This is a genomic window from Thermus thermophilus, from assembly GCF_019974155.1.
Lineage (GTDB): Bacteria > Deinococcota > Deinococci > Deinococcales > Thermaceae > Thermus > Thermus thermophilus_C.
The window spans coordinates 185,879-206,628 of record NZ_AP025158.1 but is presented as its reverse complement, the minus strand read 5'-3'; the positions used below and the strand labels follow the sequence as shown (position 1 = coordinate 206,628).

Genomic DNA, 20,750 nt, shown 5'->3' with positions numbered 1-20,750 from the left:
TCTAGCTTACCAGGTCCTCCTCCCGGTCCACGTCCACCCCCACCTCGGGGTAGGGGGTGACGAGGGCCCGGGCCTCCACCCCCAGAATCCTTTGGGCCCGGGCCTCCACCTCGAGGAGGGAGAGGCGCCCCAGGAGGAGCTTCAGCAACACGTCCCACCCCACAAGGCGGGCCAGGGCCAAAGGCCTCTTGCGCAGGGCCACCACCCGCCGGGCCAGGGGAAGGGCCTTCTGGAAGAGGGACTTGTCCAGCAGGAGAAGGTTGCCGCCGGTGAAGGTCCCCTCCCGGAGGCGGGCGTAGGTGCGCTTGGTCCGGGGAAAGCGGGCCTCCACCGCCTCCTTGGGCACAATGGGGTAGACCAGGGCCGCTTCAGGAGCCTTCTCCAGAACGAAGCGGACCGCCTCCTCCGTGAGGTGGGGGATGTCCCCGGTGGCCACGAGCACGCGCCCCTCCACGTGCTCCAGGGCCTGCTCCAGATTTTCCAGGAGGCCTCCTCGGTCGGGAAGGGTGAGGGCGGGCGCAGGGACGAGTCCGGGGTTCTCCCCCACGTAGATCGGGGAAAGCCCCGCGGCGTAAAGGGCCTCCAGGACCCACTCCACCATGGGCCGGCCGCGGTAGGGCACGAGGGCCTTGCTCCTCACCCCAAAGCGCTCGGCCCAGGCCTCCTTGCCCCCGGCGAGGACGATGGCGCCACGTCTCACAGCCCACCCCCTAGAAGGGCACCGCCTCCTGGGCCTCCCCCGCCTGGCCGCCCTGGAGGAGGGCTTCCCGGTCGGGCAGGAGGTAGGCCCGGAACCCCTCGGCCTCGAGGGCCGCCAAGGCCTCCTCCCCCACCCGGACCTCCCTCAAGGCGAGGAGGGCCTCGCCGAAGGCGCCCTGGACCCGGACGTACAGGGGGAGGGTCCCCGCGTGCTCGTCCAAGAGGCTTTTCAGGTGGGCCACCCCCCGGTCGTCCAGGAGGGAGGCCTCCACCTCCACCTCGAGGGCCCGGGGGGCCTGCTCCAGCTCCTCGTAGGTCCAGACGGCCTGGGCCAGCACCCGCACGCCCCCCTCCTCCCGCTCCAGCTCGGCGAGGACGAGCACGGGGGTGTCCTCCTTGAGCCTCGGGGAGACCTGGTCGTAGGCCCGGCCGAAGGCCACCGCCTCAAGCGCCCCCGTCTCGTCGGAGAGGACGAAGCGGGCCATCATCCCGCCGCTTTTCGTAGGCTTGCGCACCACCTCCTCCACCATCCCGGCGAGGAGGACCCTGGACCGGGGCGGCAGGTCCCGGGCCAGGTCGGGGAGCTCCTCCAGGGTGCAGGTGGCCGTCTCCCGGAGCCCGGGGTACCGCAAGATGGGGTGGCCGGAGACGTAAATTCCCAGGGCCTCCTTCTCGTAGCGAAGCCGGGTGATCTCGTCCAGAGGGGCGGCCTCGGCCAAAGGCGGCTCCTCCACCTCGCCGAAGAGGCCCATCATGCCCGAGCGGGCCTTCTCCCGGGTCTCGGCCGCCCACTTGAGGAGCCCTTCCAGGGAGGCGAGGAGCCGCGCCCTTTCCCCCAGGCCGTCCAGGGCGCCCGCCTTGATGAGGGACTCCAGGGTCCGCTTGTTGAGCACCTTCTCATCAAGCCGCTTGAGGAAGTCGCCGAGGCTCCGGTAGGGGCCGCCCCGCTCCCGCTCCCGGAGGATGGCCTCCGCCGCCGCCTCGCCCACGTTCTTCACCGCGGAGAGGCCGAAGAGGATCTGCCGGCCCTGGACCAGGAAGTCAAACCCGGAGCGGTTGACGTCCGGGGGAAGGACCTCTATGCCCATGGCCCGGGCGTCGCGGATGTACTCGGCCACCTTGTCGGAGTCGTGCCGCTCCACGGAGAGGAGGGCGGCCATGAACTCCACGGGGTAGTGGGCCTTCACGTAGGCCGTCTGGTAGGAGAGGAGGCTGTAGGCGGCGGCGTGGGAGTTGTGGACGATGACGTCCTCGGCCACGAAGGTGTGGGTCCCCTCCACGGTGAGGTCAAAGACCTCCTCCTCCCCCAAGGGCTCCACCGCCTCCACCCGGTCCCAATACACCTCGGCCTCGGCCAGGCGGAGAAGGGCTAAGTACCCCGCTTTGGCTTGCGCCAGAGCGGGGGCCCCAAAAGAGCCTTCGCAAAGCCCTACCTCCGGCGTCCCATGTGGCGAAATCAAGGTGCGGGCACTTAGGCTCCCCGTGAGGGCGGCAAGCCGCCCCATCGTGGTCCGGGAAAGCCCCCGCCGCCCCCTGCCGGGGCGCAAGCCCGCTTCCCGGAGAAGGGCCGCCGCCTGCCCTTGGGCCACCTCGGCCACCGCCTCCCTCACCTCCTCCAGGAAGGCGAGGGGGAGGACATCTCCGGTACTCCGGCCCGCCTCTCCCCAGGAGGCGAGGAGGGCCTCGAGGTCCTGCCGCCCCTTGCCCACAAGGTAGGGGCCCACGGTTTCGGCGAAGCGGCGGGCCGCCTCCAGCCCCCCCAGGAGGTACACCGCATACCCCTTGTACCCCCCGGAAAAGCGCTTTTCCACCAGGCGGGACTGAAGCCCTAGGCGCAGGAGGAGGTGCTGTACCCCCCAGGCGAGCTCCTTGGAGGCGGTGGCGTAGTGGATGAGCCTCCCCTTCGGGTCCACCCCGCCGTCCCCGGTCCAAAGCCGCCCCAAAAAGCGGGCCACCTCCTCGGGAGGTAGGCCGAAGACCGCCTCGGGAAGGCGCTTCGTCCTCGCGTCAAGCCCGAGAAGCCCCATCCGCCTTAGGAAGGCCACCGCGCCCGCCTCTTGCCTCCGGTCCATGCGGCCCACGTAAACGTGGGCCACCCCCCGGCGCCAGACCACCCGGGTGCGGGTGTTGGGGAAGGCCCGCAAAGCCTCCTCCATGGCGGCGAGCTCCTCCTCCGAGGAGGTGTAGAGGTAGAAGCCAGAGGGGTGGCGGAGGTTCCCCTCGGCCAGGGCGAAGCCCAAAAGGTCCAGCTCGTGGGCCTCGAGGTGGGCCGAAGGCCGGTAGGGCAGGTGGCGGGGCAGGGCCACGTAGTCCCCCGGGGCCAAGGCCCCCAGGGGCCGCCACCCTCGAGGGGTGTAGACCGGGTGGTTGGCCGTGGCCTCCAAGACCCTACCCGTGGCGGTGCGGAGGGCATAGACCTGGGCCTTTCCGCTTGGAAAGGCCGCCACCACGGGCCGCGGCACCAGGCGGAGGCGGGCCTCGTCCAGGGAAACCACCCAGACCCCCTCCACCTCGCCCCGGACGATCTCCCCCACGCGCACCACCCTCCCGGTGCGCCAGTCCACCACCCGGGCCCGGGCGGGGAGGCACTTGTTGAAGCCATAGTTGGCGAAGGCCTCCAGCATGTCAAAGAGGCGGTTCGCCTCCTCCTCGGGCACGCCCCTTTCCTTGGCCCCCCGGACGAAGCGCTCCCGGTGCTTCTGCATTTCTTCCACCCGCTTCTTCCCCATGGCCCTCCTGAGCAGGTCCGCCTCGCCCAGGGAGTACCCCGCCACGGCCGAGGCGATCTGCATGATCTGCTCCTGGTAGACGGGGATACCGTAGGTCTCGTCCAGGATGGGCCTTAGGTACTTCTCGGCGTGGGGAAACTCGCTGTAGCTCACCGGTTCCAGCCCGTGGTGGCGGCGGATGTAGGTGGGGATGTGCTCCATGGGCCCGGGGCGGTAGAGGGAGAGGATGGCGATCAGGTCCTCAAAGCGCCGCGGCTTGAGGCCGCGGAGCGTGGCCGTCATCCCCCCGGACTCCAGCTGAAAAACCCCCTTGGTCTCCCCCCGGGAGAGGAGGGCGAAGGTCTTGGGGTCGTCCAGGGGGAGGGCATCGTAGTCCAGCTCCACCCCCTGGGACGCCTTGACGATGCGCTTGACCTCGTCCAGGAAGGTGAGGGTGCGGAGGCCCAGGAAGTCCATCTTCAAAAGGCCCAAGGCCTCCACCGCCCCCATGTCGTACTGGGTGACGGGCCGCCCCTCCTGGTCGCGCATGAGGGGGACGAGGTCCGTGAGGGGCTCGGCGGCGATCACCACCCCGGCGGCGTGGACGGAGGCGTGGCGGTTCAGGCCCTCCAGGCGCATGGCCACCTCGAGGACCTCCCGCACCTTGGGGTCCTTCTCCATCTCCGCCCTAAGCTCCGGCACCACCTGGATGGCCTCGGCAAGGGGCTTGGGCTTGCCGAACTGCACGGGGATGAGCTTGGCGAGCTCCTCCGCCTTCTTGTGGGGGATGCCGTAGACCCGGGCCACGTCCTTGAGGGCGGCCTTGGAGGCGAGGCTTCCCAGGGTGCCGATCTGGGCCACCTTGTCCTCGCCGTAGCGCTCCCGCACGTACTGGATCACCCGGTCCCGCTCCCGGTCGGAGAAGTCGGTGTCAATGTCGGGCATGGAAACCCTCTCGGGGTTCAGGAAGCGCTCAAAGAGGAGGCCGAAGCGCAAGGGGTCAATGTTGGTGATCCCCACGGCGTAGGCCACCAGGCTCCCGGCGGCGCTCCCCCGGCCGGGCCCCACGGAGACGCCGTTTCTCCGGGCCCAGTTGATGTAGTCCTGTACGATGAGGAAGTAGCCGGGAAACCCCATGCGCTCTATCACGGAAAGCTCGTAAAGGGCCCGGTGGAGGATGGCCTCCGCCGTCCACTCCCGCACCCCCTCCAAGGGGGGAAGGGCCTTCATGAGCCCTTCCCAGGCCTCCCGCTCCACCCGGGCCAGGGCCTCGGCCAAGGCCTCCCCGTCCCCATGGGGGGGAAGCTTCCCCAAAAGGCGGAAGACTTCCCGGTAGAAGCCCTCGGTGATCCGGTCCGGGTAGCGGCGAAGGAGCCCCTTGAAGGTGAGCTCCATGAGGTACTGGGCCTCGGTCCGCCCCTCGGGGAGGGGGAAGCGGGGAATGCGGTAGACCATCTTGTCCCCGATGGGGAGGTCCACGTTGCACATGCGGGCGATCTCCACGGTGTTGTCAAAGGGCTCGTCCCCCCACTCCTCCTCGGGGAGCATGGCCCGCATCTCCTCGGGGGTCTTCACGTAGAACTCGTCGCAGGGGAAGCGCCAGCGCCCGGGGTCGTCCAGGGTGCTCTTGGACTGGATGGCGAGGAGGACCTCATGGGCCCGGGCGTCCTCCTTGCGTACGTAGTGGCCGTCGTTGGTGGCCACCATCCCCAGGCCGTACTTGCGGGCGAACTCCTTCAGGACCTCGTTCACCTTCCTCTGCTCGGGAAGGCCGTGGTTCTGGATCTCTATGAAGAAGCGGTCGCCGAAGATGGAGAGGTACTCGTTGAGCCGGGCCTCGGCCAGGTCCAGGCGGTCCTGAAGGATGAACTGGGGGATCTCCGCCCCCAAGCACCCCGAGAGGGCGATGAGGCCCTCGGCGTGCTCGCGCAAGATCTCCCGGTCAATCCGGGGCTTTTCGTAAAAGCCCTCCAAATAGGCTCGGCTCGCCAGGCGCACCAGGTTCTGGTACCCCGTGAAGTCCTTGGCGAGGAGGGTGAGGTGGAAGTAACCCCCGTCCAAGCCCTTGCCCCGCTTGCGGTCAAAGCGGCTTTCCGCCGCCACGTAGGCCTCGTAGCCCAGGATGGGCTTGATGCCCATTTCGGTGGCCTTCTTGTAGAACTCCACCGCCCCGAAGAGGTTGCCGTGGTCGGTCATGGCCAAGGCGGGGTCCTCGGGGGTGGTCTCCTTGACCCACTTGAGGAGGTCGGAAAGCTTCGCCGCCCCATCCAGGAGGGAGAACTGGGTGTGCTGGTGGAGGTGGGCGAAGCGGAGTTTACGGCCCATGGTCCCCAGTTTACCTTGCGGGGAGGGACCGGGGCGGCTAAGCTAATGCATGAAATGATGCATCGCAAGCGCGTCTTCAGCGCCACCGAGGCCCGCGTCCACTTCGGCGAGGCGCTGAGGCGGGTGGAGGAAGGGGAAGTGATCGTGGTGGAGGGGCGGGGCAGGCCGCAGGCGGTCATCCGGGAAACATGACCCTGGGCGAGCTCCAGGAAGAGGTCTGGAACGCCCTGGCCCGCTTTGGCCTCGCCCTCCACCCCACGCCCCCCCACGGCCACCACCCCAACTTCCTGGGGGCCAGGAGGGCGGCCGAGAGGCTCCTCAAGACCCCCGAGTTCCAGGGGGCAAGGCGGGTTCTCGCGGGGATGGACGCCGTCTTAAAGCCCCTAAGGGAGGAGGCCTTACGCCAGGGAAAGGAGCTCCTCCTCCCCCACCCCGACCGCCCGGGGGCGTTCCTCCTCCTCAAGGACCTGGACCCGAGGAAGCTTAAGCGGGTGCGGGAGGCCTACCGCTTCGGGGTCCGGGTGGCCTTGGAGGAGGCCCCGCCGGACCTCGTCCTCATCGGAGCCGTGGCCGTGGACGAGGAGGGGGGCTGGGTGGGCAAAGGGTACGGCTTCCCCCAGGGCTGGCTCCGGGTAGAAGCCCCCTTCGCCACCCTGGCCCACCCGGTGATGGTCTACCCCCGCCTCCCCGTGCCCCCGGAAAGGCGGGTAGACCTCATCGCCACGCCCCAGCGCCTCCTCCGGCTAGGCTAGGGCGAGGCCCAGGGGGTCCTCCAAAATCCCCGCCAGATGGCGGCAGAAACGGGCGGCGTCGGCCCCGTCAATCAGGCGGTGGTCGTAGGTGAGGCTGAAGGGCATCACGAGCCGGGGCACGAAGGCCTCCTTCTCGGGGTCCCAAAGGGGCTTCATCTGGGAGCGGGAGACGCCCAGGATGGCCACCTCCGGCCAGTTGACGATGGGGGTGAAGCCGGTGCCGCCGATTCCCCCCAAATTGGAGAGGCTGAAGGTGGCCCCCTGCATCTCCTCGGGGGCGAGCTTCCGCTCCCGGGCCCTTTGGGAGACCTCCTGAAGCTCCTCCGCCAGGCGCAAGACCCCCTTCTTGTCCACGTCCCGGATCACGGGGACCAGGAGGCCATGGGGCGTCTCCACCGCCACCCCGATGTGGATGTAGTCCTTGTAGATGACCTCCTGGGCCTCCACGTCCAAGGAGGCGTTGAACTTGGGGAAGGCCCTCAGGGTGAGGGCCAACGCCTTGAGGAGGAAGGCGGTGAGGGTGAGGCGGAAGCCCTTCTCCTCGGCCTTCTTGGCGTACTGCTTGCGCAAGGCCTCCAGCTCAGTGATGTCCGCCTCGTCAAAGTGGGTGACCATGGGCACCTGGGCCCAGGCCTGGCTCATGGAGCGCACCGTGGCCTTGCGCACCCCGCTCATGGGCTCCCGGCGCACGGGGCCCCACTTGCCGAAGTCGGGAAGCCTGGGCGCGGGGGCCGCCTTGGCCGCCTCCCCAAGGCCCGCCGCCCGGCGCACGTCCTCCTCGGTGATGCGCCCGGCAAGCCCCGTGCCCTGGAGCCGGGCGAGGTCCACCCCGAGCTCCCGGGCGAGCCGCCTTATGGAAGGGGCGGCGGGGATGAGGCGGCGCTCGGAGGGCGCCTCCTGGGGGGCGGGACGGGGCGCCTGGGGCACCTCCTCGGCCTTGGGAGCGGGCGCTTCCGGCCCTTCCTCCGCCCTAAGGGGAGGCGTTTCCGCCCCACCCTCGGCCTCGGCGAGCTCCAGGAAGGGCTGCCCGGGGCGCACCTCGTCCCCCACCTTGACCAGGACCCGCTTCACCACCCCGCCCGCCTCCGCGGGCACCTCCACCACCGCCTTGTCCGTCTCCAGCTCCAGAAGGGGCTGGCCCGGCTCCACCCGGTCCCCCTCCTTCACCAGGACACCCACCACGGTGGCCTGCGTGACGTTGTCGCCGAGTTCGGGTAGCTTGACCTCCATGCTCTCCCCCTACCGCCGGTGGGGCGGCACCTCCTCCAGCTTAAGGCCCAGGTCCTTCCTCGCCTGGTTCAGGGTCCTCTTCGTCACCTTGCCCTCCCCGTGGAGTAGGGCCAAGGCGGTGTAAGCGATGTGCCGGGCGTCCACCTCAAAGAAGTCCCTAAGGGCCTCCCGGGTGTCGGAGCGGCCGAAGCCGTCCGTGCCGAGGGCGGCGAAGGGCCGGTCCAGGTACCCCCGGATGAGGTTGGGCAGGGCCTTCAGGTAGTCGGTGGCGGCCACCACGGGCCCCTCGTGGCCCTCGAGGGCCTCCACCACGTAGGGCCTGCGGGCCTTGCCCAAAAGGCGGGCCTCCCGCTCCGCCTCAACGGCGTCCATGTAGAGGGCCTTGTAGCTGGTGGCGCTCCAAACGTCCGCCACCACGCCGTACTGGACCAAGAGCTCCTGGGCCTTCAGGGCCTCGTTGAGGATGGGCCCGGTGCCGAAAAGCTGCACCCTGGGGCCTTTGCCCTCCCCTTCCCGGAAGAGGTAAAGCCCTTTTAGGATCCCCTCCTTGACCTTCTCCCGGGGCTCGGGCATGGGGGGGTGGACGTAGTTCTCGTTCTCAATGGTGATGTAGTAGAAGACGTCCTCCCCCCGGCCGTACATGCGGCGGAGGCCGTCCTCCAGGATCACGGCGAACTCGTAGGCGAAGGCGGGATCGTAGGCGAGGAGGTTGGGGGCGGCCAGGGCGTAGACGTGGCTTTGGCCGTCCTGGTGTTGGAGGCCCTCCCCCGCCAGGGTGGTGCGCCCCGCCGTGGCCCCGAGGAAGAAGCCCCGGGCGCGCTGGTCGGCGGCGGCCCAGACCAGGTCCCCGATCCGCTGCAGGCCGAACATGGAGTAGGTGATGAAGAAGGGGATGGTGGGGATGCCCCAGTGGGCGTAGGCGGTCCCCGCGGCGATGAACTCGGCCATGGCCCCGGCCTCGGTGATCCCCTCCTCCAGGATCTGCCCCTTTTGGCTCTCCTTGTAGGCGGTGAGGGTGCCCGCGTCCACGGGGATGTAGAGCTGCCCCTTTGGGGAGTAGACGCCCACCTGGGCGATCAGGGCCTCCATGCCGAAGGTGCGGGCCTCGTCGGGGACGATGGGGACGATGTATTTGCCGATCTTGGGGTGGCGGAGGAGCTTGGCGAGGATCCGCACGAAGGCCATGGTGGTGGAGATCTCCCGCCCCCCCGAGCCCTCGTAGAACTCCCGGAAGAACTCCTCGTCCGGGACCTCGAGGCCCCCCTTGAAGCGCACCCGCCTTTCGGGCACGAAGCCGCCCAGGGCCTTCCGCCTTTCCAGCAGGTAGCGGACCTCGGGGGAGTCCGGCCCCGGATGGTAGTAGGGGAGCTCGGAAAGCTTCTCCTCGGGGATGGGGATGCCGAGGAAGCGCCTCGCCTCCTTCAGGTCCTCCTCGGTGAGCTTCTTCACCTGGTGGGCCACGTTCTTGGCCATGACCGTGGGGCCCATCCCGTAGCCCTTGATGGTCCGGGCGAGGATGACCACGGGGCTTCCCTTGTGCTCCACCGCGGCCTTGTAGGCGGCGTAGATCTTCGCCAAGTCGTGGCCGCCCCGGGAGCGGGTGAGCTCGGTGAGCTCCTCATCCGTCATGCCTTCAATGAGCTTCTTGAGCTCGGGGGTGTTGAAGAAGCGCTCCCTCAGCTCCTTGCCCCCGAAGGCGGCGTAGCGCTGGCTCTCCCCGTCCACCAGGGCCTCAAAGCGGCGGAGGAGGTGGCCCTCCTTATCCTTGGCGAGGAGCCTGTCCCAGGCCGAGCCCCAGACCACCTTGATCACGTGCCAGCCCGCGCCCCGATAGAGCCTTTCCAGCTCCTGGATGACCTTGGAGTTGCCCCGCACGGGGCCGTCCAGGCGCTGGAGGTTGCAGTTCACCACGAAGATGAGGTTGTCCAGCCCCTCCCGGGCGGCAAGGTGAAGCGCCCCCACCGTCTCGGGCTCGTCGTGCTCCCCGTCCCCCAGGAAGGCCCAGACCTTGGCGGAGCTTTTGGGCTTGAGGCCCCGGTCCTCGAGGTAACGCATGAAGCGCGCCTGGTAGATGGCCTGGATGGGGCCTAGGCCCATGGAGACCGTGGGGAACTCCCAAAAGTCGGGCATGAGCCAAGGGTGGGGGTAGCTGGAAAGCCCCCGGCCCCCCGGCACCGGAGGGTGGACCTCGCGGCGGAAGTTCTCCAGGTCCTCCTCCTTAAGCCGCCCTTCCAGAAAGGCCCGGGCGTAGTTCCCGGGGGAGGCGTGGCCCTGGAAGAAGACGAGGTCCCGGTCCAGCCCCGCCTCCGGCCCGCGGAAGAAGTGGTTGAAGCCCACCTCGTAAAGCTCGGCGATGGAGGCGTAGGTGGCGATGTGCCCCCCGATCCCGTCCGCCTTCTTGTTGGCCCGAGTGACCATCATGGCCACGTTCCAGCGGAGGATGTTGGCGATGCGGCGCTCCAGCTCCAGGTCCCCGGGGTAAGGGGGCTCCTTCTCCTTGGGGAGGGTGTTGAGGTAGGGGGTGGAGAGGCGGTTTGCGGGGTAGACCCCATGGCGGAAGAGGTACTCGTCCAGAAGGCGTAAGAGCTCCTCCACCCGCTCGGGGCCCTCCACCTTGAGGACGTACTCCAAGGACTCCAGCCACTCCCGGTTCTCGGCCTCTAGGAAGCGGGCCTTCTCCTCGGGCGAGAGGGCCTGGAAGGCCGCCTTCAGCTCCTTTTCCGTCATGGCCTCCTCCAAAGCTACACTACACCTTCCCAAGACCAGTTTGCCCTCGAGGGGGTCCCCGCGTCCAATAAGACCTTCGCCGCGGTTTTGATAAGATCTTTTTATCATGGACCCGCGCCGCCTCAAGGCCTTCCTGGTCCTGGCGGAGGAAAAGAGCTTCCACAAGGCCGCAGAGCGCCTTTACCTCTCCCAGCCCGCCCTCACCCAGAGGATCCAGGCCCTGGAGCGGGAGCTCGGGGTGCGCCTTCTGGAAAGGCGCCCTTTCCGCCTGACCCCGGCGGGGGATCTGCTCCGCCGGGAAGGGGCGCGGCTCCTCAAGGAGCTGGAGGCCCTCAAGGAGGCGGTCCGGCGGGCGGGGCAGGAGGCCCTCCGCTTCGGGGTGCCGGAAAACCTCCTCCCCGACCTCATGCCCCTCCTGGACCACCTGCGCCGGGGGCTCGGCCAGGCGGTGGAGGTTCTGGAGATGCACACTCCCGAGCAGGTCCGGGCCCTCAAGGAGGGGCGCCTGGACTACGGCCTCGCGGGGCTCAAGGTGGAGGACCCGGAGGTGGCGAAGGAGCCCCTCCTCCGGGTGCCCATCGTGGTGGCCCTGCCCGAGACCCACCCCCTGGCCCCTAGAGCGCGGGTGCCCCTTCGGGCCCTGAAGGAAGAGCCCTTCCTCCTCCTTCCCAAAGACTTCCTTCCCCCCCTTTACGAGGCCTTCATGGAGGTCTTCCGCCGGGCGGGCTTCGCCCCCAAGGTGGTCCGGGAGGTGGCCCGCTTCTCCCAGGCGGTGAGCTTGGTGGCCGCAGGCCTCGGGGTCCACCTCACCCTCGCCCCCTACCGGGTTTACCCCCACCCCGGGGTGGTCCTGAGGCCCCTGGAGGAGGAGGCCGCCCTCGAGGTGGCCCTCATCTACGCCCGGCGCCCGCCCCCGCCCAGGCTGGAGGAGGTGCGCCGGCTCCTCCGCGCCCTCGCCCTGTAGAATGCCCCCATGGACCGCCTCGAGGCCGCCCTGAAGACCCACCCCGGCCTCAAGCGCCCCAAGAACGAGGACGCGGTGGGCGGGGAGGCCACCCCCTGGGGCGGGGTCTACGTGGTGGCCGACGGCATGGGAGGGCACCGGACGGGGGAGGTGGCCTCGAGGCTCGCCGTGGAGACCGTCCTGGCGAGGCTTTCCCGGGAGGAACCCCCTTCCCCCAAGGACCTCCTGGAGGCCCTGGAGGAGGCCAACGGGAGGATCCACCGGGAGGCCCAGCGCCCGGAGAACCGGGGGATGGGCACCACCTGCACCGTCCTCGTCCTGGACCTGCCCTACGCCCTGGTGGCCCACGTGGGGGACTCCCGGGCCTATTTGCTCAGGGAGGGGAACCTCCACCAGCTCACGGAGGACCACTCCTGGGTGGCGGAAAGGGTGCGGCAGGGCCTCCTCTCCCCCGAGGAGGCGAGGACGCACCGCTGGCGCAACGTCATCACCAACGCCCTGGGCTCCTTCCCCCAGGCCCGGGTGGACCTCCTCGGGCTCAAGCTCCGCCCGGGGGACACCTTCCTCCTCTGCACCGACGGGCTTTCCGGGGTCCTGGAGGAAAGGGCCCTCAAGGAGGTCCTGGCCCACTTTCCCCCCGCCGAGGCGGCGGAGCGCCTCGTGGCCCTGGCCAACGAGTGGGGCGGCCCGGACAACGTGAGCGTGGCCGTGGTCCGGGTCCCCGAGGCCCTGCCGGAGCGCCCCCGGCCCTACGCCCTCCCCCTGGAGGCCGCCAAAGGGGAACCCGTCCGCCTCCAGGTGGGGGAGGGGCCCGAGGAGCTCCCCACCCAGGTCCTGGAGCCCGCCCCCAAGGGGGAGCGGGTGGGGTGGCGGGACGCCCTCCTCCTCCTCCTCTGGGTGGTGGTGGTGGCCTACATCCTCCTCAACTCCCTGCGGACCCCCTAGACCCGGAGGCAGGAGGCGGGTAGACTCTTCGCGGTATGGAGCGGACCTTCGTCATGATCAAGCCCGACGGCGTGCGCCGGGGCCTCGTGGGGGAGATCCTCGCCCGGTTTGAGCGCAAGGGGTTCCGCATCGCGGCCCTAAAGCTCATGCAGATCGGCCAGGAGCTGGCGGAGCGGCACTACGCCGAGCACCGGGAAAAGCCCTTTTTCCCCGGCCTCGTGCGCTTCATCACCTCGGGCCCCGTGGTGGCCATGGTCCTAGAGGGGCCGGGGGTGGTGGCCGAGGTGCGCAAGATGATGGGCGCCACCCACCCCAAGGACGCCCTCCCCGGGACCATCCGGGGCGACTTCGCCACCACCATTGACGAGAACGTGATCCACGGCTCCGCCACCCTCGAGGACGCCGAGCGGGAGATCGCCCTCTTCTTCCGTCCCGAGGAGCTCCTCTAACGCCCCCTGCCAGCCCAGGCCCGCATGGGGCCCCAAAAGCGCCTCCTCCCGCCCGGGCTTGGGCGCCCCGGGGGGCGGAGGCGCTCAGGCCTCTTCCTCCGGGGAGGCCGGGCCCACCTGGGCCCTAAGGCGCTCCCAGGGAAAGTCGTCCAGGGGGTAGAAGTGGTCCGCCTGCTGGGCCAGCCGGTGGGAGGAGAGGGCGTGGAAGGTGGTGTTCTCCACCTGCTTGCCCAGGTCCTGCACCACCCGCACCACCTCGGCGAAGTCCCCGTCCCCCGAGACCAGCACGGCGATGTCGTAGGCGTTGACGAAGGCGAGGCGGAGCATGTCCACGGCGATCTGGATGTCCACCCCCTTCTCCACGAACCCGTCCGCCCGCCGCTCCAGCCGTCCCAGGCGGACGGTCACGTAAGGCACCCGCTTCAGGTAGTTGAGGAAGCTCTGGTGGGCCTTGGCGGCGGGGTCTTCCGGGGGAAGGGGGGCGTTGTAGTAGTAGGCCCGAAGAAGCTTCCGCCCCGCGGTGAGCAGGGTGATGAACTCCACGAAGTTGAGGCGGTAGTCTGAACCCAGGTGCTGAACCAACCCCTTGTATAGGTTGGAGCCGTCTATAAAGATGGCCACCCTTTCCATAACCCGCCCGCTCCTCCCGGGCCCCCTCAGTCTACTCCCCCAGGATGAGGAAAAATATAGCCCACCGCTCCCTTTTGAGCGGCGGGGGCGGGATAGGCACCGTTGGCTTAGCCCTTAAGGGCGGGGGCATCCTACCACAGCCTGCCCATGAGCGCAAGATGAGGGGAAGAAACGCCCTTAGATACGGGATTTTTGCGTTTCGGCGTAGACGTCCCGAAAAACCCCGGGGATGGGGGCGTGGGGCTTGTGGACCCGGACCCGGACCGCCTGGAGGCGGGGAAAGGCCTTTAGGAGCTCCTCCGCCAAATGGTCCGCCAGGGCCTCAATGAGGTAGAAGCGGCGGTGGCGCACCGCTTCCTCCACCAGGGCGTAGACGGCGGCGTAGTCCACGGTCTCCTCCAGCCTGTCCCCCTTGCCCTCAAAGGGCACGGAAAGCCAGAGGTCCACCACGAACCGGGCCCCAAGCCGCCCCTCCTCGGGCATGACCCCGTGGCGCCCGTAGAACTCAAGCCCGAGAAGGGCGATCTCCCCCATACAGCGCCTCCCAAACCCCAAGGGCCTCCCGGTGGGCCCGCACGTCGTGGACCCGAAGCAACCTCGCCCCCTTCGCCACGGCAAAGAGGTGGGCGGCGATGGAGCCGTGGACCCTCTGAGCCGGGTCCTCCACCCCGGAAAGCTCCCCGATGGTGCGCTTGCGGGAAAGCCCCACCAAGACCGGATGGCCCAGGGCCACGATCTCGTCCAGGCGGCGGAGGAGGGCGAGGTTGTGCTCCAGGAGCTTCCCGAAGCCGAACCCCGGGTCCAGGACCACCTGGGGCACCCCTGCGCTTAGGGCCCGTTTCGCCTGGGCCTCGAGGAAGGCCTTGACCTCGGCCACCACGTCCTGGTAGCGGGCGTGGGCCATCATGGTGGCCGGGTCCGGCACCGGCATGTGCATGACCACGGCGGCCACCCCGTGGCGGGCGGCCAGGGCCACCATGCGCTCGTCCCGAAGCCCGGTGACGTCGTTCAGAAGGTGGGCCCCTAGCCTCAGGGCCTCCTCGGCCACCTCGGGCTTGCGGGTGTCCACGCTCACCGGCACCCCCAGGGAAAGGACCGCCTCGAGGACGGGAAGGAGCCTCCGCTTCTCCTCCTCCACGGGCACAGGCGCCGCCCCAGGGCGGGTGGACTCGGCCCCCAAATCCAGAATGTCCGCCCCCTCGGCCACCATCTCCCGGGCCCGCTCAAGGGCCCGCTCCGGGTCCAGGTACCGGCCCCCGTCGGAGAAGGAGTCGGGGGTGAGGTTCAACACCCCCATGAGCCGCACCCGGTCCAGGTCCAAAGCCCTGTCCCGAAGCCAAAGCGTCCGCACAGGAGGGATTATAGTGGGTCGTAAGGAGGTGCGCCCATGAGGCTTCTCGCCGCCGTGGACTTCGGGCTGACCCACGAGAGCGTGGTGGCCACGGCCCGGTCCTTGGCCCCCGCCTTGGGCCTCGAGGCCCACCTGGTCCACGTGATCCCCGACCCCTACTTCCAGGGCCTAGCCCACCGCTTCCCCGACCTCGCCCCCCTCCTCCGGGAAGCCCTGGACCGGGTGGAGGCCCGGGTGCGGGAGGCCCTGGGGGCCACGGGGCTTAAGGCCCGGGTCTTAAGGGGGCTTCCCGCCTTCGCCGTGGGCGGGGAGGCCGCCCGGGCCAAGCTCGTGGTCCTGGGCCAGACGGGGGACGACCCCCTGGAGCGCCTGGCCCGGGGAGGGCTTGCCCGTTACCTCCTCCACCGGGGGGAGGCCCCCGTCCTCCTCGTCCCCCCGGAAAGGCCCCTCACGGAGGTGAGGCGGATCGGCGTGGGGCTGGACGAAAGCGACGCCAGCCTCGCCGCCTTCCGCCTGGCCCTAAGCTGGAAGGAGGCCCTGGGCGCCGAGATTTTGGGCCTCCACCTGGTGAGCGGGGAGGGGGGGTGCTGCTACCCCACCTACCTGGACCCCAAAGGCCTCTCCCTCGCCGAGGTCCTGGAGAAGGCCGAAGCCTTCCTTAGGGCGCGCTACACCCCCCTGGACCGGCTTCTCGTCACCAAGGGGGAGGACGAGGCCGACCTCGTGGAGCTCGCCCGCCGGGAAAAGCTGGACCTCCTCGTCCTCGGCTCCAAGGCCAAGCGCACCTGGCGCAGGCGCCTGGGCGGCACGGTGGAGGCGGCCTTACAGCGGACCGACCTCCCCCTCCTCGTGGTCCCCGAGGCCACGGTCTGGTAGGCTTGGGGCCATGCGCCACGGGCCCTCGTGGTTCCTGCGCCTTTCCGCCTACTGGTTCGCCACCAGCTTCAAGTGGTTCCTGGTCCTCCTCGTCCTCCTCCCGGCCAAGGTGGCGGAGGTCTCCCCTCCGGAGGAGAAGGCCTCGAGGCTCGGCTTCCTCTTCGGCCTGGGGGCGGTGATGGCCATCCTGGGGCCGCCCGTGATGGGCTACCTCTCGGACCGCCTGGGCCGGAGGAGGCCCTTTCTCCTTTGGGGGAGCCTCCTCACCGCCTTCGCCCTCCTCCTCCTGGTCCACGCGCCGAGCTACACGGCGCTCCTTTTCGCCTACCTCCTCCTTCAGGTGGCGGACGACCTGGCCACGGGGCCCTATAGCGCCTTGATCCCCGACCTGGTGCCCAAGGGGGAGCGGGGGGCCGCCTCGGGGTACATGGGGGGGCTGCAGGTCCTTGGGCAGGTCCTGGCGGGCGCGGTGGGCTTCCTCCTTCCCCTCGCCCCCCAGGCCTACCTGGCCGCCCTCCTCAACCTCCTAGGGGCGGCCTTAAGCCTCTCCCTCGTCCCCGACCGCCTCCCCAAGGCCAACCCGAGGCCCTTCCTCAAGGCCATGGCCGCCCCGTGGCGGGACCGGGACTTCCTCCTCGTCTACCTCACCCGCTTCCTGGTGATGCTGGGCTTCTATCTGGCCCAGACCTACCTGCAGTACTACCTGGCCGACGTGGTGCGAAGCTTCCAGGCCCTGGGGCGGACCCTCACGGAAGCGCCCTTCCAGGCGGTGGCCCTCCTGGGCCTCCTCATCTCCTTGGGGGCCGCCCTCGCCAGCGTCCCCGCGGGGCGGGCCTCGGACCGCCTGGGCCGGAAGCCCCTCATCTACCTCTCGGGGGCGGGGCTTGGCCTCCTCATGCCCTTCCTCCTCCTCTTCCCCCGCTACGACCTCCTCCTCGCCCTGGCCCTCGTCTTCGGCCTCTTCTACGGGGTCTACCTGGCGGCGGACTGGGCTTTGGTGGCGGACGTCCTCAGGGACCCCGAGGCCCACGCCACGGACATGGGCCTGTGGCAGACCGCCATCGTGGTGCCCCAGGTCCTGGCGGGGGCCTTTGGCCGGCCTCTGGACCTTCTGAACGCCCAGGCCCCCGGCTTCGGCTACCAAGCGCTCTACCTCCTCGCCGCCCTCTTCTTCCTGCTCGGGGCCTTCGGGGTGGCGGGGGTGCGGCGGAGCCGTTGAGGCCGGGGGGTGCATAGCCCGAAAATGCCTTAAGAAAGCCGCGTTGACAGGTTCCGCCCCCCCGGGTAGGATGGGGCGGGTCTACACCGGGAGGTTAAGATTATGCGCGCCCTGCTCGCCCTCTCTAGAGCCATTGACGCCCTAAGCGAAGGCGTAGGTCGGATCATCGTCTGGCTCGTCCTCGTGGTCTCCCTCCTCTCGGCCGGAAACGCCCTGATGCGCTACGCCTTCCGCTACAGCTCCAACGCCTACCTCGAGGCCCAGTGGTACCTCTTCAGCCTCATCTTCCTCCTGGGCGGCGCCTACGCCCTCAAGCACAACGCCCACGTGCGCATTGACCTCGTTTACGGACGCCTTTCCAAGAGGACCCAGGCCTGGATTGACCTGGTGGGCACCCTCCTCTTCCTCATCCCCATGAGCCTCGGGGTCATCTACCTCTCCTGGGACTGGGTGGGGAACGCCGTGGCCATCCGCGAGATGTCCCCCGACGTGGGAGGGTTGCCCCGCTGGCCCATCAAGATCGCCCTGCCCGTGGGGTTTGCGCTTCTCGCCCTCCAGGGCCTCTCCGAGCTCATCAAGCGGGTGGCCTTTCTGACGGGGCACCTGCCCGACTGGACGCCCGGAGAAGAGGAGGAGGTGGTCTAAAGTGGACCTCTACGCCGTCATGCCCCCCCTGATGTTCGCCGCCCTGGTGGTCTTCCTGCTTTCCGGCTACCCCGTGGCCTTCTCCCTTGGGGCAGTGGGGATCGTCTTCGGCTTCCTGGGCATCGCCCTGGACCTCTTCCCCCCAGCCCTCCTCAAGGCCATGCCGGACCGCATCTTCGGCATCATGTCCAACCAGCTCCTCCTGGCCATCCCCTTCTTCACCTTCATGGGCATCCTCCTGGAGAAAAGCGGCCTGGCCGAGGACCTCCTGGACACTATGGGGAAGCTCTTCGGGCCCCTCAGGGGCGGGCTTGCCCTGAGCGTGGTCTTCGTGGGGGCCATCCTCGCCGCCACCACGGGGGTTGTGGCCGCGAGCGTCATGGCCATGGGCCTCATCTCCCTGCCGGTGATGCTTAAGTACGGCTACAACCCCCGCTTCGCCAGCGGGGTGATCCTGGGCTCGGCCACCCTGGCCCAGATCATCCCCCCGAGCGTGGTTCTCATCGTGCTGGCCGACCAGCTCGGGGTGAGCGTGGGGGACATGTACGTGGCCGCCCTCGTTCCCTCGGCCCTCACCGTGGGCCTCTACTTCCTCTACGTGATCTACCTCGCCCTCTTCCGCCCCCAGTGGGTCCCCGCCCTGCCCCCTGAAGCGCGGCCCGAGGCGGGGAAGGAGCCCGAGGCCGCCTTCGCCCTCCTCTCCTACCTCCTCGTGGCCGTGGGGTCGTGGAAGCTCGGAGGGTTCCTCCACCTCCCCGGGTGGCTCGAGGGCCTCGAGGTCCTCTTGGGCCTCGCCCTCTGGACCCTGCTCCTCCTCCCCCGCATCCGGCGAAACCCCCTCCTCCGCCGGGCCCTCCGCTCCATGGTCCCGCCCCTCGTCCTCATCTTCCTGGTCCTGGGCACGGTTCTCATCGGCCTCGCCACCCCCACGGAGGCCGGGGCCATGGGGGTGGTGGGGGCCCTCCTCCTCGCCACCTTGAACCGCCGGCTTTCCTTCCCCGTCCTCTACCAGGCCATGGAGGGCACGGCCAAGCTCACCGCCTTCGTCATCTTCATCCTCATCGGCTCCACCCTCTTCAGCCTGGTCTTCCGGGGCGTGGACGGGGACCTCTGGGTGGAGGGCTTCCTCACGGGACTTCCCGGGGGCGAAGTGGGGTTTATCGTCTTCGTCATGGTCCTCGTTTTCCTCCTAGGGTTCTTCATTGACTTCTTTGAGATCGCCTTCATCGTCCTTCCCCTCCTCGCCATTGGCGCGGACGCCTTGAACATTGACAAGGTCTGGTTCGGCCTCCTCGTGGGCGTGAACCTCCAGACCTCCTTCCTCACCCCGCCCTTCGGCTTCGCCCTCTTCTACCTGCGCAACGTGGCCCCCAAGGAGGTGAAGACGCTGGACATCTACCTGGGCGGCCTTCCCTTCATCGGCCTCCAGCTCCTCGTCCTCGTCCTCACCTACCTCCTCCGGGAGCCGATCATGGAGTTCGTGCGGAACTTCCGCTTCTAAGCGCCGCGGCGAAGCACTTCAAAAGGCCCCCAGGGCAAGCCCTGGGGGCCTCGGCCTTCGCCCGGCTTAGACTTTGGGGAAGGCGAACTGGCCGTAGCCCAGCTCGGCCACAGCAAACCAGCGGTACTGCTCCTCCCGGAAGGCCTTCCAGGCGGTGTAGACCTTGCGGTAGGTGGCGTCCTTGGCCGCCTCTTCCTCAAACCACTCAAAGGCCGCCTTCTGGGCCGCCTGCATGATCTCGTTGGGCCACTTCCTGAGGACCACCCCGGCCCGGAGGAGGCGCTGGAGGGCGGGCGGGTTCACCCGGTCGTACTTGGCCAGCATCCACAGGTTGGCCTCAGCGGCGGCCACCTCAAAAGCCTGCTGGTACTCCTTGGGGAGCTTCCGCCACTCCTGAAGGTTCACGTAGAAGGAGAGCTGGAGTCCGGGCTCCCAGAAGCCCGGGTAGTAGTAGTACTTGGCCACCTTGTAGAACCCCAGCTTCTCGTCGTCGTAGGGACCCACCCACTCGGTGGCGTCAATGGTGCCCCGCTCCAGGGCCGGGTAGATGTCCCCGCCCGCCAGCACCTGGGGCACCACGCCCAGGCGGCTCATCACCTGGCCGCCGGGCCCGGGGATGCGCATCTTGAGGCCCTTGAGGTCGGAAAGCCCCCTGATCTCCTTGCGGAACCAGCCCCCCATCTGGACCCCGGTGTTGCCCCCGGGGAACTGGATGATGTTGAAGTCGGCGAAGATGGAGCGGAAAAGCTCAATCCCGCCCCCGTGGTACATCCAGGCGTTCTGCTGGCGGGCGGTAAGCCCAAAGGGCACGGCGGCGTCAAAGGCCAGGACCTGGGCCTTGCCCACGTAGTAGTAGCTCGCCGTGTGCCCCGCCTCCACCGTGCCCTGCTGCACCGCGTCCATCACCTGAAGGCCGGGGACGATCTCCCCCGCCTGGTAGACCCGGATCTGGAACCTTCCCCCAGTGAGCGCCCGGACCCTTTCCGCCAGGACCTCCGCCGCCCCGTAGATGGTGTCCAGGCTCTTGGGGAAGCTGCTGGCCATGCGCCAGCGGACGGTGGGGCTCCCCTGGGCGAAGACGGGACCGAAGGCCGCGCTCGCCGCCACGCCGATGCCTGCCCGCTTTAAGAAGTCACGCCGATTCATCTTTGTTCACCTCCCCTAAGGGTGTCCGCCGGGATGATACCCTAAACTCCGCGTTCGGGCAAGCCCCTAGCGGACGTAAAAGTACGTCTCGGCCACGTCGTAGGCCCTCGCCCCCGAGGCCTCCACGTAGAGGCGGAGCCTCGCGTCCCAGTCGGCGTAGCGGCCCTCGAGGCGGACCCGGCTTGAGGGGGGGCTTTGGGTGTACACCGCCCGCACCCGGTGAAGGCCCCGGGGCGGGATGAGGGTGTAGCGGTAGGGCCCGGGGGGCAGGACGTGGGTGCCCCGGGAAAGGGGGAAGCGGTCCAGCTCGTAGGTATAGCCGTCTGGGTCTTGCACCACCAAGCTCACCCAGCCTGGGCGGTCCAGGGTGAGGAAGAAGCGCACCTCCTCCCCCACGAAGTAGGTGGCCCCCCGCCCCCGGTCGGGCTCAAAGCGCAGGATCGCCCCGCCGAAGTCCACCCGGTAGGTCACGGAAAGGCCCTCCGGGTAAAGGGTCAGGGTGCAGGCGGAAAGGAAGGCCGCAAGGGCCAGAAGGAGAACCCCCATGCCGCTCACCTCTTCCCCCAAGTTTAGGCCCAAAAAG

At 69.0% G+C, this 20,750-nt stretch carries 18 protein-coding genes; 9 read left to right on the top strand and 9 right to left on the bottom strand.

Annotated features, from left to right (window positions below; genetic code table 11):
• Nucleotide 1: 1 nt before the first annotated feature.
• Complete coding sequence (locus TthTMY_RS01170; protein WP_096411610.1) at nt 2-700, bottom strand: NTP transferase domain-containing protein; 699 nt, start codon at nt 698-700, stop codon at nt 2-4.
• A 10-nt stretch (nt 701-710) separates the two neighbouring features.
• The gene (dnaE, locus tag TthTMY_RS01165) at nt 711-5,732 is read right to left on the bottom strand and encodes a DNA polymerase III subunit alpha (protein WP_223903338.1); all 5,022 of its coding nucleotides are present in this window, start codon (nt 5,730-5,732) and stop codon (nt 711-713) included.
• A gap of 57 nt (nt 5,733-5,789) precedes the next feature.
• Here dnaE and TthTMY_RS01160 point away from each other — a divergent pair, with 57 nt between their 5' ends.
• Nucleotides 5,790-5,924, top strand: a complete 135-nt coding sequence (locus TthTMY_RS01160) for a type II toxin-antitoxin system prevent-host-death family antitoxin (RefSeq protein WP_223903337.1) — start codon at nt 5,790-5,792, stop codon at nt 5,922-5,924.
• A complete protein-coding gene (locus tag TthTMY_RS01155) occupies nt 5,921-6,484 on the top strand; it encodes a 5-formyltetrahydrofolate cyclo-ligase (protein WP_096411608.1) in 564 nt (187 codons plus the stop codon). The genes TthTMY_RS01160 and TthTMY_RS01155 overlap by 4 nt, the downstream gene beginning before the upstream one ends.
• Here the strand turns inward: TthTMY_RS01155 and TthTMY_RS01150 are convergent.
• Both TthTMY_RS01150 and aceE read right to left on the bottom strand, forming a co-directional pair.
• Complete coding sequence (locus tag TthTMY_RS01150; protein WP_096411606.1) at nt 6,476-7,714, bottom strand: 2-oxo acid dehydrogenase subunit E2; 1,239 nt, start codon at nt 7,712-7,714, stop codon at nt 6,476-6,478. The two genes, TthTMY_RS01155 and TthTMY_RS01150, sit on opposite strands and share 9 nt — an antisense overlap.
• A gap of 9 nt (nt 7,715-7,723) precedes the next feature.
• Nucleotides 7,724-10,441, bottom strand: a complete 2,718-nt coding sequence (gene aceE / locus TthTMY_RS01145; RefSeq protein ID WP_223903336.1) for a pyruvate dehydrogenase (acetyl-transferring), homodimeric type — start codon at nt 10,439-10,441, stop codon at nt 7,724-7,726.
• A gap of 106 nt (nt 10,442-10,547) precedes the next feature.
• On the opposite strand from aceE, the gene TthTMY_RS01140 reads away from it, so the two are divergent.
• From TthTMY_RS01140 to ndk, 3 genes are read left to right on the top strand one after another with little or no spacing between them, the layout of a single operon-like run.
• Entirely contained in the window at nt 10,548-11,405 is an 858-nt protein-coding gene (locus TthTMY_RS01140; RefSeq protein WP_011174156.1) for a LysR family transcriptional regulator, read from the top strand.
• Nucleotides 11,406-11,414: 9 nt separating this feature from the next.
• Complete coding sequence (locus tag TthTMY_RS01135) at nt 11,415-12,350, top strand: PP2C family protein-serine/threonine phosphatase (protein ID WP_223903335.1); 936 nt, start codon at nt 11,415-11,417, stop codon at nt 12,348-12,350.
• A gap of 35 nt (nt 12,351-12,385) precedes the next feature.
• Nucleotides 12,386-12,799 (top strand): nucleoside-diphosphate kinase, encoded by a 414-nt coding sequence (gene ndk, locus TthTMY_RS01130; protein ID WP_096411604.1) that lies wholly within the window; start codon nt 12,386-12,388, stop codon nt 12,797-12,799.
• An 84-nt stretch (nt 12,800-12,883) separates the two neighbouring features.
• Here ndk and TthTMY_RS01125 read toward each other — a convergent pair whose 3' ends face one another.
• The 3 genes from TthTMY_RS01125 to folP form a co-directional block, all read right to left on the bottom strand.
• Nucleotides 12,884-13,429 carry an NYN domain-containing protein gene (locus TthTMY_RS01125; RefSeq protein ID WP_096411602.1) on the bottom strand — a complete coding sequence of 182 codons (546 nt, stop codon included), beginning with the start codon at nt 13,427-13,429 and terminating at the stop codon, nt 12,884-12,886.
• Between the two features lie 177 nt (nt 13,430-13,606).
• Nucleotides 13,607-13,963, bottom strand: a complete 357-nt coding sequence (gene folB / locus TthTMY_RS01120) for a dihydroneopterin aldolase (protein ID WP_011227765.1) — start codon at nt 13,961-13,963, stop codon at nt 13,607-13,609.
• Nucleotides 13,935-14,780 carry a dihydropteroate synthase gene (gene folP, locus TthTMY_RS01115; protein WP_096411601.1) on the bottom strand — a complete coding sequence of 282 codons (846 nt, stop codon included), beginning with the start codon at nt 14,778-14,780 and terminating at the stop codon, nt 13,935-13,937. Before folP ends, folB begins: the two co-directional genes overlap by 29 nt.
• Before the next feature lie 36 nt (nt 14,781-14,816).
• On the opposite strand from folP, the gene TthTMY_RS01110 reads away from it, so the two are divergent.
• The 4 genes from TthTMY_RS01110 (at nt 14,817) to TthTMY_RS01095 (ending at nt 19,021) form a co-directional block, all read left to right on the top strand.
• Nucleotides 14,817-15,656 (top strand): universal stress protein, encoded by an 840-nt coding sequence (locus tag TthTMY_RS01110; RefSeq protein ID WP_096411599.1) that lies wholly within the window; start codon nt 14,817-14,819, stop codon nt 15,654-15,656.
• 10 nt (nt 15,657-15,666) lie between these two features.
• Complete coding sequence (locus TthTMY_RS01105; protein ID WP_096411597.1) at nt 15,667-16,875, top strand: MFS transporter; 1,209 nt, start codon at nt 15,667-15,669, stop codon at nt 16,873-16,875.
• Nucleotides 16,876-16,977: 102 nt separating this feature from the next.
• The gene (locus tag TthTMY_RS01100; protein ID WP_096411595.1) at nt 16,978-17,520 is read left to right on the top strand and encodes a TRAP transporter small permease subunit; all 543 of its coding nucleotides are present in this window, start codon (nt 16,978-16,980) and stop codon (nt 17,518-17,520) included.
• 1 nt (nt 17,521) lies between these two features.
• Nucleotides 17,522-19,021: a TRAP transporter large permease gene (locus tag TthTMY_RS01095; RefSeq protein ID WP_096411594.1), complete on the top strand. Its 1,500-nt coding sequence runs from the start codon at nt 17,522-17,524 to the stop codon at nt 19,019-19,021.
• 66 nt (nt 19,022-19,087) lie between these two features.
• Here the strand turns inward: TthTMY_RS01095 and TthTMY_RS01090 are convergent, their stop codons facing one another.
• Entirely contained in the window at nt 19,088-20,167 is a 1,080-nt protein-coding gene (locus TthTMY_RS01090; protein ID WP_096411592.1) for a TRAP transporter substrate-binding protein, read from the bottom strand.
• A 66-nt stretch (nt 20,168-20,233) separates the two neighbouring features.
• Entirely contained in the window at nt 20,234-20,713 is a 480-nt protein-coding gene (locus TthTMY_RS01085) for a DUF4384 domain-containing protein (RefSeq protein ID WP_223903334.1), read from the bottom strand.
• Between the last annotated feature and the right edge of the window lie 37 nt (nt 20,714-20,750).